This window comes from Ligilactobacillus sp. LYQ135, from assembly GCF_053711055.1.
Map to the genome: position 1 here is coordinate 1 of NZ_JBSJYT010000011.1, position 17,752 is coordinate 17,752.

A 17,752-nucleotide genomic window follows, 5' to 3' on the forward strand; every position below is an offset into this window, starting at 1 on the left:
CCCTTCTAATACAAATATAGTCCACTTTCAAAATGTATAGCATCCGCTGATTGATATAAAACATTTGAAACATATTTATTTTTTACAAAAATGTATACTTTATTGCCAGGTTGTTCCGTTTCTACATCACTATAACCTGATATTTTTTTCTCTACTACCTCTCCTTTTACCACTGAATATCCCAATAAAGCTAATAAAATATTTGGAAAAAAATCTGATGATTTTAAAAAGAAAAAATATATCAAAATTTCAAATAAAATAATCATTATTAATGAATAAAGTGTTTTATCATTCAATGTAAAAGTTGAGAGGATGGGCAAAATACTACTTAAAATAAAATCGTCATATCCGGAATTATAACTTTTAAAAAATTTAACTTTATAAATATTCATTGATTCTTTGGATTTAGGTATATTGTTAAGTATATTTTTGATATATATACCGAATGCTATTCCCAAAATAGTAAATACTAATAATATTAATACTAATGTAATATCCACTATAACAAGCAATTTTAAAATGCACCAATCACTTTTTAATAAATTTAATTTACTCCATGGAAAGTTAAATACAATCGAAATCATTAATATTATATTTATCGGAAAAATCGCTGACACAAAATATCCAAATTTAAATTTTTTATTAGAAATCATAAACATTTTTAGCACTTCCCCCTCAAAAAATGGTTAATAAGCTAATTTGTTCTAATATTCCCATTATTTCCAAATTTTTCATCCTCTTACTTATATTTATTAATTAAAAATGGTTTCCTAAAGCCAAATAATTTATTCAAAAATTCAACTTTAATTCCATTCGCTGCTAAGACTTTATCTAAAGAAATACAATTTTTTAACACGAAATTAACAAGATATAATATTTTCGCTGGTATAGTTAATGTTGAATTGCCATTTAAATTTTTATTGCTAAAATTTATTAAATCATTAAGTGACTTGCAAAAGGTAATATGTTGATAATGGTTTAATAAACCTAATCTATAGCAACGATTTTCTATTGTTGAAACAGGCAAATGATATTGCTTCTCTAAAAACAAATATTCCTTAGGATCGCTAGGATTATTAATTGCCACAAATGCTTTATCTATTTCTCCTTTTCGCAATAAAAAACAAATAGCAAATTCATCTGCTTCTCGTTCTAAATTATTATATTCAGTTAATGTTAATTCTGAAATGTCTATACTGCGATGCATCAATAAATGACCTAATTCATGTGCTAAGCTATAAGTACGCCTTGTTTCTGATTGCCCACTATTATTTAAAACAATGTAGGGAGTATCTTTTACCCAAATACTGTAAGCATCTTGCTTATTTGGTAATTTCCTTTCTAAAATATAAATACCATATTGTTCAAGGATATACATTATTTCCTTGTTATCTTTTATGCTTAAACTTTCTCTAACATCAGACGCTAAATCATCTATAATTTTCATGTGTTCCTCATATGTCATAAGCATATTATATTTTCGATGAACATTTTTTTGAATAGACATTAAATCACGATTTTTAATAGCTAAAAACTGTTCAAAATATCCAATATAGTAATGCACAAAATCAATATATCTTAATTCATATTTATCTGGCTTAGTAGGCTGATTTCTTTTTGTTCGATATGTTAAATTTTCCTTCACAGCTACATGTGAAATGCTACCAATATTAAAAAAATAATCAGGATTAACTGCAAATAAGTCCGTTAATTTTCTTAAAACTACAAAACTAAGATCAATTAATCCATTTTCATATTGCCAAACATTCTGTTCTGTAATTGATAGTTTATTTGCCAAATCCTTTCTTGAAAGTCCATTCATTTCTCTTAAATCAATCAATCTTTGTATATTAGTCATATAGCTATTCTTCTCCATTTATCTTGTAAAGAATGTTTGTTGTTAATCTACATACCAGTTGTAGATATTTTTAGTATCAATAAAATCTTTCTTTTTTATTATTTTCCAATCGTGATTGAAGATAATATACCTTAAAACTAAACCCTTTTTCTTTTTTGAGGGGAAAACGCTTGTTGTCCAAATAATATCTTTTTCTGTATTAATTTTTAATACTTGTCGCTCAAAATCATTCATCCCACCTCGATTAGCTTCTCTATCATAATCTATTAGCAAGCCACGATGATATTCAATTCCTGTAACTGATACTGGAATCAAGTGAGTTCTATCTACTAAAGTCTGTGCAGTTTGCTCTGCTACAATGTATGATTTTTGTTTTCTACGGTCATTTGAAGATTTACTCTTAGTGGTTTTAGGTATTTTCCCATCATACTCTAATCTTAGATTATGATTTGTCTTTTCCCATTGTTTTCTGAATTTAGCCAAAGTATTTACGCCACTATAATATAAATCATATATATCTCGATTATAGCTATATCCTGTACCTTTTTTAATATACATAGCTACCATATGGTATTGACGATTATGCTGCCAAATGACAGAGTTATCATCTACTTCTTTAAGCTTTAATTTCAAATTCGATAAATCTGTTAAAGGACAGGTTTTTACTTGATGCACACTAGTTATTTTTTGCATCCTAATTCGATTAAATATACTTTGAGCTGTTTTCAAATAAATTTCTCTCACCTTCTTCTAAACGTTAATTCTGTCACTAAATCATCTACATAACCATCATCTATACTCAAAATTTTAATCCCTGGATAAGATGTATCTAATGCTGTTTTTGCTTCCTCTCTTGTAATTTGACCATCTTCCCAATTAGTTTGGCTTAAATAATCAATATATGCAGCACGTACTTCATCGACAATATCTGTAAAATCAATATTATTAATTAATTCTTGAATTTTTTTATTAATTGCTCCATTTGGAGACAATAACTTTTCTAAATATTTATCAATTAATGGATAGCCTTCACTGTCTGCTTCAACCTCTTGAACAAAAGAAGGATCAGAGATAATTTTTTCTAAACTATCACGTCCAGCACATTTAATTGTATGAACCGTTTTTTTAATTTTATTTCTAAAAATTTCTCTTACAGAATCGTTATAGTTACCGTTAATTTTATAATTATAAAATTCGTTTGCTTTATTTATAACCAAATTACGAATGGTTTCATCATCAATATCTTTGTTGTAATCATATATTAATTCTTCAGCAATATCTTTGGATGTATAATTAACAAATTGGCGTTCCATAAGTAGATACTCCTATTCTTTTAACTAAGTTTACCTTACCGTCATATCTTCCAACTTAATAATAGCTTCATCACTAGTTACTTCATAAGAAGAGCAACCAGGATATAATTTAATCAAAGTTCGTCTCAATGTACTAATGTCTAAATTTTGATAATTTGAAGCAACATCACTTAATAGCTTATTAATAGCATTATCTTGTACCTGTTCCCAATCAAAATTATCCACCTTTGCATTCCAGTCTTGGATAAAATATTGTTTTTCTTTTTCAACAAAAGCATCATATTCTCTTATGTTAGTTACAATATTATCACGAAATGCTTTTTGCATTCTCATACAATATTTTTCTCTTAAAAAATTTAATGCTGTAGTAGATTCGGTGGCAAAAGGCTCACTGTCCCAAAAAAGAGAAAGTATATCAGCGGTATTTGGAATAAGATGTTGTCTTGCTTTCTGATAATTAATATCATTTACAATGCTCATTCCCATCTTCTCATCATCTATCCAACTAGTATAATTATTAAAACTTTCAATAATTTCCAGTTTTTTATCCAAAGTTAATAATTGACACATACCTTATCTCCTATTCTCTAATTTCATCAGCAACTTGTTCAGCTTCTGATTCACTATATGAGGCCATTTGAACTTCTTTTCGATGTTGTAATGTACAATAACTTCTAGCGGTTGCTTGATCAACACCAACTAATACTAAGTTATCTACAGCATTTTCTACTAATTTATTCCAATATTTATCAAAGCTAAAAACTTTTTCAGCCATATCAATAGCGTTTGTGCGAACGTAATTGTCAACAAAATTAACAACGCTACTGCTACTATTATTTGAAGCCATATATTCGCTTAATACAGGCTCAGTATAAACATTTGCAAATTTAACCATTTCAGCATCAGAAATAACATTTTCATCCAATTTTCCAACTAAACCATTAATTTCTAATAAATTTTCAAACGCTTCATAAGCATCTAGTTCTAAGTCTTCCTGGATAATATTTTTAATTTCCTGATCAGTGGAAACTGGATGCCAATGTTCATTAGTATACTTTTCTAACGCTTCATTTGCAGAATTTACATTAGTAATTCTATCCAATTCATCAATCAGATTATCATCTATTTGTTGATTAGAAATCTTATCCTTAATAATTTGTTTAGTATAATCTACTAATTCTTGTTCATTCATCGCATCATTAAACTTTGCATATTTACACGTATATAACATTTATATACCTTCTTTCTATATTTTTAATACAAAATGTTTTTTACAGAAATAATGATTTCTTCATCGGATAACCAGGTACTTTTCCAAGCTTTTTGTGGATCTTTTTTATAGATATTAATTAATGCTTTTTTTATATCATCTGGCTTGTCTGGTAGTTGTTCTGCAACATTATCCCATTTTAATTCAATAAAATCGTCTAAATATTTTTCATAATCTAGCTGATTTTTAATCCATTTAGCATAATCCTCATCAGAGGGAATTTTACAACTGATATATTCTTTTGAATTTTGGGAATGTTCTTGCTTCACTTGCTCATAAATTTCACTAGCATATTTATCAATAAATTTTTCTATCAAATTATTAATATCACTAATAGCTTTATTACTATCTAGTACATAACAAGCCATAGCAATATCACCTGTATCTTTTTTAGAAAGCATAGTAATAAAATATTCTTTCGTGGTAATAAGATTGCCATTTTCAAAAACAATTGGAAAAGTTATTGTTTCACTTAAATTTGGATTCATTTTAGTTTCACCTTCCTCAAATTATTAAATTTAAATAAATTATTGTTTTTCATTTACAAAATATTCTTTTCGGGATAAAAATATCCTTTCCACTGATTATCTACTAGTTCAATATTACCCACTAGTTTTAATTGCTTAGTTTTCTCTTTAACTTCCGGTATTGTTTCTAAATAAGCCAAACTAGCATCTAAAGGTATACATCTCTTATACTTAATTTTTTCTTCCTTATGATTTTTCTTCTGTGGCTTTAAACTTCTTTGTTCTTTAAAATTACTTTTAACTGATAATTTATTAACTTCATCTGTTAATTCACTAATAACTTTATCTTCGTCTTTTATAACATGAGCACCGTTATTTTTAACATCTTCACTAGTTCTCTCTAACACGGAATGGTCTTTTGAGGTATCTTTTGCATGATTTACAGCTTCTTGTTCTTTAGTTGCATCCTTAATTTGTGAAGTTTGATCTTGTTTTGAATGATATTCGATAATAATTGTTTGATTTTTAGTATCTGCATTAACTTTTTGTGCGGATATTGTGGTTTGATCCGCTTCTAAATTGTCCAGTTTAGGAGCTTGATATTCTTCCCATTCTGGTTCACTAACAGGCAAATATTTATTATCTACCTTAATGAAAGTAACTGTTTGATCTATAGATAAATAATTATTATTACTAGGCGTTTTTAAAATGATGGTTCTTCTTACATTTTTTTGTCTTTCCATAAATTTTATCCTTTCTATAACCTCTCTTTTATTATAACAAAAATATACTTGTAATTGTTTTACAATATCAAAAAAGAGCCTTAAAAAAGGCTCTTTTTTCAATGTCTTTATTTACCGTAACGTTTTCTTCGCATACCGATTCCCATAGTTCCAACCACACCTAACATAGCTAAACCAATAAGAGCAGCTTCATCACTCGCTTTTTCACCAGTTTGAGGCATCGTTTGTTTTTCAGTGCGAACTGGCGCAGCTTCTTTAACTGGTGCAGCTACAGCTAAAACAGGTTGTGGTGATACAGCTTTTTCTGGAGCTGGTGTAGCCACATCTTGTTTAACAACTGTAGGAGCAGGAGTTACAGGTTGAGCTTCTTTTTGAGGAGCTGTTTCTTTTTGTGTAACTGCTTTAGGAGCTTCCTTTTGAGGAGTCTCTTGTTTAGGAGTTTCTTTCTTAGGACTTACAATTTTATTTACAACTGTGTTACTCTTGCGAGCTTTACCATTGTAAGTTGCTACCCAAGTATTAACTACTTTACCATCTTTAATAGCCTTACATTGAATGTAAGCTGACCAACTTTGAGCAGTCTTTTTATTGACTTCTAAATTCATAATATCCAAGAAGTCTTTATTAGCTTCAATAGATACCTCACCAGTTTCACTATTGTAATTCATAGTGAAATATTTAGTAATATCTGATCCCTTTTTAACAACTGTTCCATCTGCTAGTTGGAAATCATGGTCAGTGAACACTTGCCAGTTACCAGTAAATTCAACATGACTAGTATCTAATTTATCTGACCCACCCCATTGAGTAGTAGTTCCTTTATAATCAGCAGGACGTTCTGGCGAATTTAACTCGTAATAATACTCTTGACCAAGAGTAATATCTTGATTGTTAATGGAGTGTTGGTTGCCAATAGAAATAACTACATCTTTAGATGGATTCATTGCTGGTGTTTTAATTGCAACCGTATTACTTACAATATCATGTCCATTGATTGACGTTGTTACTTTATTGTCGATTTCAGCATTATCATTCAATGCTTCACCGTAAATATCAATTGTTGGCACTTCAAATTCTTTAGACTTATCTTTGTTCATCTGGTCTAAAAGACTTTGACTAGCAGATAATTTAATAGTCCAAGAGCCATCGCTATTTTGAGTAAGTTCAGGAATAAATTGATCACTTACGTCCTTACCATCTAAAACAGCTTTAAAACCAGTATATTTAAAGTCCGAATCTAAAGTATCTGTGATGACATAGGATTTAATATCATCTGTTCGATTAGCAGGTAATTTAGAGTTTGTAACAGGGAATGTTACTTTGTCACCAGCAACTACAGTACCACCATTAATAGATGCATCTGTATCTCCATCAACCGTTCCAGCTTCAACGTCTTTATGGTTTTGTGGAGTAACAGATAGATCTGTTAAATGATAATTAACCTTAGCATTTTCTACATCAGCTACATCGTAGTGATAATGTACAGTTGGAGCTTTTGGCTTTTCTGGTGTTTGTGGAATAGTTGTTGACATTTGAACCCAAACATCAGGATTTTTACTATCTTGATTTTTTGTGCTAAATGTCATTGTTACTGAATTTCCGCCTAAAGCAAATACTCCTGATCCATAGTAGGCTTTGTCTGAACCTGTTGTATCCCACTCATTCTTGTTAGCATCATTATTTTTGTCAGAATATAACGTTTTATCATGAGCTGATACTGATGAACCTTTTAAGGCAATGGCTTTACCATCAGAATCTAAAGTAGCTTCTTCTTGGTGTTCTTTGGCTTGTGTGCTACCGTTACTGTTATTTAATGAACCAACTGTCATATAAGCATCATCTGGATTTAATGTGATTAAGTTGCCATTTTCATCATAGTATTGATAAGTAACAGTTACACCATTACTGTTGTTATACCAAAAACCGTCTGTTGGATCAGTATAAATTCTTAAAAATGGATTTCCATTAGAATTTTCTGATGTATCAGTAGTTAATAATCCTGAACCGCTTTGTAAATTAGAATATGTTGCTACAATTTTACCGATCTTAACACCATTGTATGATCCGTTAATGTTGGTGTAAGTAACTTTAGCAATGTTTCCAGAAATACCATTTTTGTTATTGGCAACAACAATCAATGCACCTTTTGAATCTGTACCATTAGCTTTATATGGAGTGTCATCATAAACGAAACTGCCATCATTTGTTAATTTTTCGTAAGTGATTTCAGCATTTGGAGACTTATTAAGAATCAAGTTTTGTTTAATGGTACTTGAATCAACACCATTCATGGCCAAACCTTGATTATTGTATTTCTCCATGTCTTTATTATATTTATCAAGCGCTGCTTTGAAATCTTCATTAGCTTTATTGATTTCATCAATTTGAGATTGATAATCTTTATTGATTTCATCCTTTACTTTACCAGCATCATCTGTTGAACCACTAATAACTTTATCATCATCTTTTACAACATTAACGCCATTCTTTTTAGCATCTTCAACTGCTTGATCTAACTTAGAATGATCGTTGGCTGTATCTTTGGCATCATTAACAGCCTCTTGCTTTTTAGTTGCATCTTCAACTTTTGAAGTTTGATCAGCATAATCTTGTTTAATTTGATTTTGAACTTCATTCGACTTATCGGCCGTAGTGGTTTCGTGTTGTGTTGGATCTTGAGTAACTTCCACACCAGCTTGTTCAGCCTTGTCAACAGCGCTGGTTAAATCTTGATGAGGAACATCTACTTTAATTCCATTATCTGTCCCTTGAGATTGAGCAGCTGTTGAATTCCCACCATTTGAATTTGAACTATCGGCAGACTTAGCATTTTGATTTGTTGAACTTTGTTCAGCTGTTTTAGTAGCAGCTGAATTAGTTGAGCTAGTATTAGCAGTGCTACCTGTTTGACTATTTGTTGTTGGAGTTTCAGCCTTAACTTGTTCATTTGTTGAATTTTGTGTATTTGGTGTAGCTGTTCCAACTTTAGCTTGTTCAGTATTTTGGGCTACATTTTGTGTATTTGTAGCTTTTGCATTTTCATTATTAGTTGTTGAGGTAGCAGTTTGATTTGCTTGAGTATTTGTAGAATTTTGTGTAGCTAATTGAACTGTAGCTGTAGGCGAATCATTAGCTGATTGAACAGTATCAGCATTAGCAGTTCCACCAACCGCTCCTCCTAAAATCATTGTTGAAAATAATGCTGCTCCAGCTACTCCAGTTGTAATCTTGGCAGCAACCCAATGCTTACCATCTTTATACAAGTTATAATGTTCTTTTTCAGTTGAAGTAGCTTTGATAAACTTACATTGCTTGAATTTCTTTGACATGTTACTTCGTTTTTTTGTAACTACTGTTTTATTTCCATTTTCTGCAAAAGGGTTCAAATGGACAGCCGATTGTTTAGAGTCATTTTTATGAACAATAGTCATTTTAGTTACTTTATTTTCTTTAGACATATAAATCCTCCTAGATATTTAATACAACTGTTATTATATAACATTTACTAAAAATATGTAAATGTTTTTTGATTACAAATGTTTTTATTTCAATATTTTTTAATCATAATTACTTAAATTTGTGTTTTGGCCTGAAACTTGAAGTAATTTTATTTCTGTAAATTTCTGAATAGTTTTATCATAGGTTACCTGATAAACACGCAAACAATCTTTACCATTTACCTTAAATGTAACATTAGCAACTCCTTGAATAGAATTGTTATTTACAGATGTAAGATACGTATTAACATTACTAAAAGTAACCTCTTGATTTAATATATCAACTGTATTAAATCCACTTGTCTTGCCTGAATCAAATATTTTAGTATCATTTTTTACATTATCTGTAAGCATATAAGATAATTTATCTTTGCGTTGTGTATATTCTTTTTGACTATCATATTTAAAATAAACTTTAAAAAATGAGTTATTAGCTTGATTTAAAGTGTTATAGTTATTGATTTGATCACTAATGCTTAATATATTAGGATCTTTATGATTATCATCATTTGCATAATTAACAATATATTGCTTCTCAGCATTTTTTAGCTTATTATTATATTTTTCTTGTTCAACAGATAATTTATCTTGCATAGTATTTAATTGATTGGTAGCTTGCACATTATAAATTCTTACTCCTAACCATGTGACGATCAAAATTACCAAAAGCACTCCTAAAACAACTAACTCTATATTTTCTTTTTTCTTATCCATTATCGAGAGCTCCTTTATTTAAATCTTCAACTGAAGTCATCGCTATGTAATTAGCATTAGTGATTTTTCCAGTTTTTGCATTTAAAACCGCTGTATAGAAACCATATGCACTTTTATTATCAAAAGTTGTAAATTCAACATTTATTTCTACTGGGATGGTTTGTGATAATAAATCATATTTACCAAAATTAATAGTATAACTATTCATTTTTGAATTAGGGTACTGCTCACCTTTAGAAGTAACTGTTGGGGTGCTTTGCGCAATAATATTATCAGCTAAACTTTGACCTACTAATTTAGGCAATTTGTTTTTTAAGTCTGTAAAATCTTGCTTATTATGCGTTTGATTATAAGCCTTATCTAATGCATCGCTAATATTTTGCTTAGTCTGATTTTCTATATTATTTAAATTAATATTTTGGTCGGCAATCTTTTTTTCTACTGTTTGCGTATTTATTTTTTTCTTATTACTTTTTAGATTACTAACTTGCTTAGCTGTTGTTTGGTACTCAGTCCGTATTTGAGTTGTATCAGGAAGTTTCTTTAATTCTTTAAAGACTTGAAAGCCCACCAATAAATTTAAAATAAGTAATCCTCCAATTAGAATTTTCTTCATGTTTTTTCCTCTTTCTATTTAATAGGGCGAGCAATAGTCACACGCCCATTATCAACTAATGAACCAAATTGTCGTTGGATAGTATCTTCACAAACACCGTCATGATGAAAAACAGTTTCATCATCGCCACCTTCATTAATACATTTTGTATCATATCCATGCCAATTTTCAGTCAAAATAGCAGTATGTCCCATACTACCGCTACCGCCACCTACGTTGACGATAATAACATCTCCTGCTTTTGCATCTTTAGGATCAATCTTTTTTAAATATTGATGAGCTCCTGTTGCATCTGATTCTTGTAAAGGAGTTGTCCACGGAGTATCAGGGACTTTATAACCACTAACTTTTAATACTATCCATACAAAACCTGAACAGTCAGTGTTCCCATCCTTATTAAGTTGATCAATAGATTTTAAATCTTTATAGTTTTTACCATCTTTCATAAAGTTATATCTATTAGTTTGGGAATAATGAAACCAGCCATTCATTTTTCTGGCGTTGTCTACAATTGAACCACTAGCTTCACTCACATTATTAGAAGATTGATTACTGTTAGATGAGCAATAAGGAGGTTCAAAACTGTTATTAGATGAACTGGAAGTATTATTATTGTCTGAAGCATTGCCTTCATTAGCAAGGTCTAGTGCTTGATTAGATCCGCCACTTGAATCCCATTTACTCATGCATGACATAAATCCAGCTAAATAATTTGATTCGCTGTCAGTGTAATATCCCTTTTCCTTTAATACATGAACAAAGGCTTTAGGGTCTTTTTTGGCATCATCATGACCATTTAACATATTGGCCAAAATAGATGCATAGGCCATTGCATAATGTTGCCAGCTGTCATACGATCCATATGAGCCATCACCTTCTCCATGTCCTGAGCCTTGTTGAACTCCAGGAGTACCAGAAACATATCCAATCCCTGTCAAATTATGCTCTCCATCACGAGCCGCTTTAGCTCCTGGTGCACTTCCCCAAGATGTTTCATGCCCCATTTGAGCAAAAATTATTTTGGGATCAATGCCTGTTGCATCACCTACTGCTTTAGCAATTTTCTTACACAGATCATAAGCAGGAACACCTTCTTGAATTTTGTCATCACCTAAATCTGGAATTTTAAAATCAGTAGGCTTAAATTTACCATTAGATTTGGTTACTGAACCAGAACTATCGCTATCACTAGCTGTTTCATCATCTGAACTATCATCAGGAATACAAACCGTTTTATACCCCTTTTCTAAAGGGGAAGCACGAAGTAATGATGTAGGTGTAACAGTTGTTAATATAGTAATTGCAGTTACTATCAAAATTTTATTGTGCTTTCTTTTCAACCAAAATCACCTCTAATACATTTGTTATCATAATATATTTACTATAAAATTAAATGCATGTCTATAATCGCATTTTGATAGTCACTTTTCCGATAAAAATAAAAATTATTATCTTCATTTTTTAACAATTCTTTTTGAACTCGTTCTGGAAGCTCTCTATGCCATGATTCTTTAATTCGTGGCAAAACTTGTTCATCTAATCCTCCTAAAATTACCATATCTTGAACTGACAATGGTTTTACAAAACCCTCTAAGGTTCTAAAATTCATTTGTTCGTTATTACTATCTTCAAAAGTAGCAATTAATCCAATCCCTTTGAGATCCATTTTATCGCGATATTTAGTTAAAACTTTAGGATTGATATTAATTTGATCTAAGCCATTAACCACAATCATATCTCCCATTTGAGCACGATTAACCACATATGCAATTACATTTAAAAAGGTTGCTCCTTTAATAGTGGGGTTATCTGAAATATGAGATAAATCATAATAGATATTTCGATCAGTAGCGTCTAACTTATCAGGAATATCAGTTGCCTCACTAAAAAGTGACGGATGCATGCGAGAAGCTGTTTTGACTGCATTTAATACCATCTGTGCCTTTTCACGCGCACGTTCTCCTTGCTGTTCGGATTCTTGGACTAAACTTTGTAGTTCAGTTATAAAATCTTGAAGAGTAGGATAATTTTCATGATTGCTATTAGCCAAAATTTGCCATGCTTTAGTTGGATCATTATATGGATCAGTGGTATACATTCCATTTCCATTCGCACGATTAATTATCCAATCTACTAAACGTTCACGGAATAAAGCTTTAATAGCTGGATCTGTTTTTTCATCTTCTAACAACATCATGACTATTTCAGTCACTTTATTAAAATTATTATTAGCATCTTCTGCCACCGTTTCTTTAGATCCATATGTTTCTAAAGCATTAATAGAATGTCTGCTCATATCAAAAATTTGACTATCAGGAAAATAGTAGGCAAAGTCTACTAAATTAATATAGTGCGTACGTGTTCCGTGATATAAATAATTACTTTCAGCTATTACATGAGCAATTGCCGACCCGTATGTTCCATTAGGAAGCAAAACGCTCCCTTCCATGCCATCACAAGAAGCTATTCCTGTAATATGTCCTGTATGAATAATAGCATTACGAATTCCACTAAAATCAATAATGGAAGGTGTTCCAGCTAGATATGAGTAAACATCCTCGCCAACATTAACACCATATTTATCAGAAAAACCTGAACTCGGTAAAAATAGGCGTCCAGCATCCACTGTTGACATATCTGAGTTATGCCAAGCATCGGATGAAGTATCATGGAATAAATCAACAAGTGTTGCGAGTTGTTGGCCTGTTTTACGCACCAACATTATCCCTTTGATACTATTATCAAGATAGTTTTGATTAAGTTTTTGCATCGTTAATTTCAGTTTTTCGACAGTTGGACTTTTTACAAATAACGTTAAATCAGAATCAATTATAGATTTTTCCATACCTGCTAATTGTCTTGCTAGATGAGCATCTAGAATTTGCATATCTCGTTTACTATTTAATCGTTCATCTTTTTCATCTTTGCTATTCTCCATAGTAACAATTTTTGAATGCAACTGTTTTCCTAAAACGTCATTCTCTGTATTTTTACTCATTTTCTTTTCCCTTAATGCAAAGAAAACATTTCCATCTTCAATTGGAATTGAAGGAATGAGTTCTGTTAGCCATCCAATCTTCGCTGGATTATGTGTCCCATACTGAATCAATACATCATAAGCTGCTAAATAGTATCCATCTTTATTTCGTTCAACTTCTGTTGCTCGTTTTTCTTTATCTAAAACATGAATATAACCTTCATATTCTACATAGCCATATTTAGATAAAAAACCTTCTTGTCCTTTAAAATTATTGCGTTTTTTATCCAAGCGTTTTTTTCGTTGCTTTAATTGTTTTTTCTGTTCACGTGTCAATTTTATTTTTTCGTCTTTATTTTTTCTTTTTTTAAACAAGATCCTTCCTCCTTTCCATTATCCAAAAAGTTTATTTATAGTTTGCTTTAATTCGTTACCTTTAAGTAATTTAGCAGTAACCACTAACCCTTGACTGAAGTAGCTTAAATGATTATTAATTTCTTTTTTTAGTTGATGTACATTTCGACTATCTAAAATGATATAACTTTCTAAGGTTTGTACATCCCCTAATTGATCTATAATCTGATTCAATCTATTGTTCCTGGTAATCATACTAGGAGTAGCATTATCAGCTACTTTTTTAGGTTGAATCTTTGGGGTTTCAATTAGATTAATAGTAGTCCGCGTAGTATTCCTATCCATTGATTCTAAAGCACTTTCATTTAAATTACGCAATGCAATTAAATCTTCGTCAAAACTAGTACGTGAGACTGAACCTTGAACACGAAAGATAGCAATATAATGCCGATGCTTTTTATATCTAGATTCTAAAATAGATTTATCTAAAGAATGTTTATAGAAGCGATAAGGACTAATTTTTTGAAGCTCTTGAATATGCTTTTCTCCGCTAATTTCTTTTGCCCAATACTTAAAACTAACAATGGCTTGTGAACCTTGTGATGGATTAATCATTAAAACATTAAGCGCTATAATCACAGCCGCAATACATAGCAGTATAAAAGGAAAAATATTAGATTTTACATTTCCAAAATGAGTTGAGCCAAAAATACTATAAAATCCTGCAATGATCAGTACCGCTAACACTACAATTGATAAAATAATACTTTCAAACGTTGATGTCAGTAAATCGCCTAGACCACCTAAAGTTTTAGAAATTGAATTAATTCGCTTAATTTGCTTCATTGCAGTGGAACGTAACGAAAGCTTATTACCTGCACAAAAATCAGATTTTTTACGATTTGCCATTAATCCTCATCACCTTTAATGAGTTTTTTTCCAATTAATAATCCCATTAATATTAATCCACTAATAGTGAACATCCCTAATGACGCTGCATGATTATTAACGCCTGTTTGTGGCAAAGTTTGTTCACTAGCATGATAAGTTGCTTCTTTCTGCGAATGTTGCTTTTCTTTAGTTTTTCGCTGCGTATTTGATTGACTACTAGTATTTGTATCTGGTGTGTCAACAATAATATTTTCTTTACTCATATATATCACCTCTTTAATTTTGGTATGTGAGAGTATGTTTTACGCCCTTATCATCAACATAATGTCCACTTGATGGTGAATCCATTGTGACAACGTAAGATTTATCATTTTTAGGATCTTGATAAATACGTTGGTCTCCTTTTTTATATGCTTGAGAAGAACTAACAGCTGATGAAACTGTGGCTTCTTGACTATCCACTTTTTTCGCTTGACTATTTTGCCCAGCATTGTATACTACATTCATCCCTAAAACTGCACAAACGATTGATAATCCTGCAATCGTCCATTTAGATCCACTGTGTTTTCTTTCAGAGCGCTTGTTTTCTGAAATATTTTCTGCTGGTTGCACTACTGGTGATTGAACGGCAGTTTGACCTTTTAATAATCTTAAATCTGCATTTTGTTCTTCCAATTCCGCATTTCGTTTTTCTAAATCTGTATTCTTTGATTGAATTTGTTGAATATCTTTTTGATATTTCTGATAATCTTTTTCTTTTGATTGTTCTAAATTATCATATTTCTTTCGCCATTCATCATCATTTTGTGCTACTGCCTTTTGCTTGTCTTTCTCTGCTTCTTGGCGTGCACGCCTTAGTTCTGCACTGTGTTTATGTTCTTGAGATTCCATTTTTGATGAAAATTTCACAGTTAAGTCACGCATTGCTTGAATATTTTCGCTATCACGCTTATTCATTTCATTTTCTTTAGCCTTAAATTCTTGTGTTCTTTTATCAACACCTTTTTCAATACCAGTTGCAATACTTTCTTTCATAGTATCTTGCATTGCTTTTTTACTTGCTTCGGCTTGTTGACACTTTTCTTTCCACGCATCACGTTCATCCATTGCACCTTTAGTAACAACTGCTACTTGATCTGCAAATTTAGAAGCTGCTTCTTTAATAATACTAATTTGACGTTGATTTTCTTTATCAAAGTGTTCAATAATGTCTTGAATATTTACTTTATGCATTTGTACATCCAAGAATTTATCTTCTGCTTCTTCTCGAGCTGATTCATATCTTTGATTTTCTTCATCAATTTGTCTCATTGTTTTTTGATGAATTTGATTTTTAGCATGCTCTAAGTTAGCATCTAAATCTGCTTTATGCTCTTTATCATAATGAGCTTCTAAGGTTGCCTTTTGACCTTTTACATAGTCATCTTTTGCAACCTCATACTCATTAGTCATCTTTTCAGTTACACGTTTAATTTCAATAGTTTCATTTTGTTGTAGTGTATCAATAGTCTCTTGATGTTTTACCTCATTTTCATGATATTTTTCATCAAAAGCACGCTCAAAAATAGGTTGTTGATCTTTTAATTTTTTATAAATTGCATACACTGCATCATTTTGAGCTATATTAACTTCAGCTTCACTATTGATAATTTCTGATTGCAACTGCTTATGAGTGAATTCATCAAACTTAGGTAGGTCAACCTTACATTCGTTCTTAAAACGTTCGATCGCCAACGCTAATAACGGATCTTCTTCAATCTGATCAATCATACCTTCTACTCGATCATCTTGAGGGATCATTGATTTTTCAGATTGATTGATAGATACTGCTGATGGTTGTTCTTTTTTAACTTCAGTAATTTCAGACGCGCTTTCGTTTTCATCTTCTTTATCCACTGGATTCTTATCTGAAGAAGATTCTGAACTCGATGATTTATTAGTATCTTTTTCATCATTATTTGTAACAAAATAATATGTTTCTTTGATTCGTTTCACTTCTTGATTAAAAAGATCTTTAAATTCATCTGGATCAATTGAAGATAGGTTGTCAAGTGTAATATCATCTTCAGTTTGATCAGCTAATTCTGCGAGGCGTTTAGTCATTAATTCGCTTGGATAAACAGTGTCATCACTTAAATTAATCACGCCTAAAGTTAAACGAGTTTCAAGGGTACTAGGATCATCAACTAAATCTTCAGCTTCCTCATATTTTTCAATATCTTTTTTGTTATATGCAAATGTTATTGAACCATCTTCATCTTCTTTTAAATTAATACCCTTCAAAGCATTGATAACTTTATCACCAGGTTTGTGCACTGTCACAGCAAATTCAAATTCATTTTCCATGATTTATCCTTCTTTCAATCTATTTTTTGATTATTAAATGGTAGTCCTTTTTGATTAACTAAATATCTGTAACACATGTAGATATATTCTGAGGATGTTAATCCTAACTTTCTCAAAACAATTTCTCCTTGTTTTTTCGTTTTTTTATCTACTCTGCCGACCACTGATTCTGTTCGACATTGGTTTCTTTTGACCAATTAACCTCACCTCACTTTAACTAACGTGTTACATTATAACACGTTTGTTATCATATAACAATTACAAAAAAGACGGAATAAATCCGTCTTTTCTTAGATATTAGTTATTAAATTTAGAAGATGTTCCAATCTGAACCGACCACTTGTGCGAGATGAGCAAGACCAGCACCGCCACCTATAGCGCAGGCAAACCCTACGATGATCGTAACGATTGAAATAATAATACCTTTTATATCTTTATTATCTGGTATCCATGCTTTTATAAAGCCTTTTCCACCAAAGATAATTAGGACTCCGCCACCAAGTACCATTAAAACATTTCTCACACCACCGATAATAGTGTTTCCCCAGTTAATAGCACCCTCACCAACGCCTAACATTGCCCCTAACCAGGGATATTTAATCGCTAGTTTAAATACACTAGCACTTAATCCGCTTAGAACATTCAATTCTATCAGATCTCCTTTCAAAATAAATAATAAAATATACATTTAGATTATACCATAAAA

At 31.0% G+C, this 17,752-nt stretch carries 18 protein-coding genes; all 18 read right to left on the reverse strand.

All coding sequences use genetic code 11. From position 1 onward, the window contains the following. Positions 1-5: 5 nt before the first annotated feature. Entirely contained in the window at positions 6-659 is a 654-nt protein-coding gene (locus ACWCL1_RS08025; protein ID WP_454546393.1) for a hypothetical protein, read from the reverse strand. An 80-nt stretch (positions 660-739) separates the two neighbouring features. Beyond that, positions 740-1,858: an ImmA/IrrE family metallo-endopeptidase gene (locus ACWCL1_RS08030; protein WP_454546394.1), complete on the reverse strand. Its 1,119-nt coding sequence runs from the start codon at positions 1,856-1,858 to the stop codon at positions 740-742. A gap of 42 nt (positions 1,859-1,900) precedes the next feature. Next, positions 1,901-2,587, reverse strand: a complete 687-nt coding sequence (locus tag ACWCL1_RS08035; RefSeq protein WP_454546395.1) for a hypothetical protein — start codon at positions 2,585-2,587, stop codon at positions 1,901-1,903. An 11-nt stretch (positions 2,588-2,598) separates the two neighbouring features. Next, positions 2,599-3,171 (reverse strand): hypothetical protein, encoded by a 573-nt coding sequence (locus tag ACWCL1_RS08040; protein ID WP_454546396.1) that lies wholly within the window; start codon positions 3,169-3,171, stop codon positions 2,599-2,601. 30 nt (positions 3,172-3,201) lie between these two features. Further along, positions 3,202-3,741, reverse strand: coding sequence for a hypothetical protein (locus ACWCL1_RS08045; RefSeq protein WP_454546397.1), 540 nt, complete (start codon positions 3,739-3,741; stop codon positions 3,202-3,204). A 10-nt stretch (positions 3,742-3,751) separates the two neighbouring features. Further along, on the reverse strand, positions 3,752-4,402 hold the full coding sequence (locus ACWCL1_RS08050) for a hypothetical protein (RefSeq protein ID WP_454546398.1): 651 nt from the start codon (positions 4,400-4,402) through the stop codon (positions 3,752-3,754). Positions 4,403-4,425: 23 nt separating this feature from the next. Further along, complete coding sequence (locus tag ACWCL1_RS08055; protein ID WP_454546399.1) at positions 4,426-4,929, reverse strand: hypothetical protein; 504 nt, start codon at positions 4,927-4,929, stop codon at positions 4,426-4,428. Between the two features lie 53 nt (positions 4,930-4,982). Then, positions 4,983-5,651, reverse strand: coding sequence for a hypothetical protein (locus tag ACWCL1_RS08060; protein ID WP_454546400.1), 669 nt, complete (start codon positions 5,649-5,651; stop codon positions 4,983-4,985). A 107-nt stretch (positions 5,652-5,758) separates the two neighbouring features. Then, positions 5,759-9,109: an LPXTG cell wall anchor domain-containing protein gene (locus ACWCL1_RS08065; RefSeq protein ID WP_454546401.1), complete on the reverse strand. Its 3,351-nt coding sequence runs from the start codon at positions 9,107-9,109 to the stop codon at positions 5,759-5,761. A 99-nt stretch (positions 9,110-9,208) separates the two neighbouring features. Continuing rightward, entirely contained in the window at positions 9,209-9,862 is a 654-nt protein-coding gene (locus tag ACWCL1_RS08070) for a hypothetical protein (protein ID WP_454546402.1), read from the reverse strand. Continuing rightward, entirely contained in the window at positions 9,855-10,478 is a 624-nt protein-coding gene (locus ACWCL1_RS08075; protein ID WP_454546403.1) for a hypothetical protein, read from the reverse strand. The genes ACWCL1_RS08070 and ACWCL1_RS08075 overlap by 8 nt, the downstream gene beginning before the upstream one ends. 14 nt (positions 10,479-10,492) lie before the next feature. Then, entirely contained in the window at positions 10,493-11,818 is a 1,326-nt protein-coding gene (locus tag ACWCL1_RS08080) for a glucosaminidase domain-containing protein (RefSeq protein WP_454546404.1), read from the reverse strand. A gap of 41 nt (positions 11,819-11,859) precedes the next feature. Then, a complete protein-coding gene (locus ACWCL1_RS08085; RefSeq protein WP_454546405.1) occupies positions 11,860-13,830 on the reverse strand; it encodes a hypothetical protein in 1,971 nt (656 codons plus the stop codon). Positions 13,831-13,848: 18 nt separating this feature from the next. Continuing rightward, on the reverse strand, positions 13,849-14,718 hold the full coding sequence (locus ACWCL1_RS08090) for a hypothetical protein (protein ID WP_454546406.1): 870 nt from the start codon (positions 14,716-14,718) through the stop codon (positions 13,849-13,851). After that, positions 14,718-14,963, reverse strand: coding sequence for an LPXTG cell wall anchor domain-containing protein (locus ACWCL1_RS08095; protein WP_454546407.1), 246 nt, complete (start codon positions 14,961-14,963; stop codon positions 14,718-14,720). The genes ACWCL1_RS08090 and ACWCL1_RS08095 overlap by 1 nt, the downstream gene beginning before the upstream one ends. 13 nt (positions 14,964-14,976) lie before the next feature. Next, positions 14,977-17,046 carry a hypothetical protein gene (locus ACWCL1_RS08100; RefSeq protein ID WP_454546408.1) on the reverse strand — a complete coding sequence of 690 codons (2,070 nt, stop codon included), beginning with the start codon at positions 17,044-17,046 and terminating at the stop codon, positions 14,977-14,979. Positions 17,047-17,060: 14 nt separating this feature from the next. Then, complete coding sequence (locus ACWCL1_RS08105) at positions 17,061-17,243, reverse strand: type II toxin-antitoxin system RelB/DinJ family antitoxin (protein ID WP_454546409.1); 183 nt, start codon at positions 17,241-17,243, stop codon at positions 17,061-17,063. A gap of 113 nt (positions 17,244-17,356) precedes the next feature. Then, positions 17,357-17,734 carry a hypothetical protein gene (locus tag ACWCL1_RS08110; protein ID WP_454546410.1) on the reverse strand — a complete coding sequence of 126 codons (378 nt, stop codon included), beginning with the start codon at positions 17,732-17,734 and terminating at the stop codon, positions 17,357-17,359. Positions 17,735-17,752 lie beyond the last annotated feature (18 nt).

What these genes read in the sequence shown, in the direction of transcription:
- ACWCL1_RS08025 (WP_454546393.1), bottom strand. Translation starts at nt 659, where the DNA reads ATGTTTATGATTTCTAATAAAAAATTTAAATTTGGATATTTTGTGTCA.
- ACWCL1_RS08030 (WP_454546394.1), bottom strand. Translation starts at nt 1,858, where the DNA reads ATGACTAATATACAAAGATTGATTGATTTAAGAGAAATGAATGGACTT.
- ACWCL1_RS08040 (WP_454546396.1), bottom strand. Translation starts at nt 3,171, where the DNA reads ATGGAACGCCAATTTGTTAATTATACATCCAAAGATATTGCTGAAGAA.
- ACWCL1_RS08045 (WP_454546397.1), bottom strand. Translation starts at nt 3,741, where the DNA reads ATGTGTCAATTATTAACTTTGGATAAAAAACTGGAAATTATTGAAAGT.
- ACWCL1_RS08050 (WP_454546398.1), bottom strand. Translation starts at nt 4,402, where the DNA reads ATGTTATATACGTGTAAATATGCAAAGTTTAATGATGCGATGAATGAA.
- ACWCL1_RS08055 (WP_454546399.1), bottom strand. Translation starts at nt 4,929, where the DNA reads ATGAATCCAAATTTAAGTGAAACAATAACTTTTCCAATTGTTTTTGAA.
- ACWCL1_RS08060 (WP_454546400.1), bottom strand. Translation starts at nt 5,651, where the DNA reads ATGGAAAGACAAAAAAATGTAAGAAGAACCATCATTTTAAAAACGCCT.
- ACWCL1_RS08065 (WP_454546401.1), bottom strand. Translation starts at nt 9,109, where the DNA reads ATGTCTAAAGAAAATAAAGTAACTAAAATGACTATTGTTCATAAAAAT.
- ACWCL1_RS08070 (WP_454546402.1), bottom strand. Translation starts at nt 9,862, where the DNA reads ATGGATAAGAAAAAAGAAAATATAGAGTTAGTTGTTTTAGGAGTGCTT.
- ACWCL1_RS08075 (WP_454546403.1), bottom strand. Translation starts at nt 10,478, where the DNA reads ATGAAGAAAATTCTAATTGGAGGATTACTTATTTTAAATTTATTGGTG.
- ACWCL1_RS08090 (WP_454546406.1), bottom strand. Translation starts at nt 14,718, where the DNA reads ATGGCAAATCGTAAAAAATCTGATTTTTGTGCAGGTAATAAGCTTTCG.
- ACWCL1_RS08095 (WP_454546407.1), bottom strand. Translation starts at nt 14,963, where the DNA reads ATGAGTAAAGAAAATATTATTGTTGACACACCAGATACAAATACTAGT.
- ACWCL1_RS08100 (WP_454546408.1), bottom strand. Translation starts at nt 17,046, where the DNA reads ATGGAAAATGAATTTGAATTTGCTGTGACAGTGCACAAACCTGGTGAT.
- ACWCL1_RS08110 (WP_454546410.1), bottom strand. Translation starts at nt 17,734, where the DNA reads ATGTATATTTTATTATTTATTTTGAAAGGAGATCTGATAGAATTGAAT.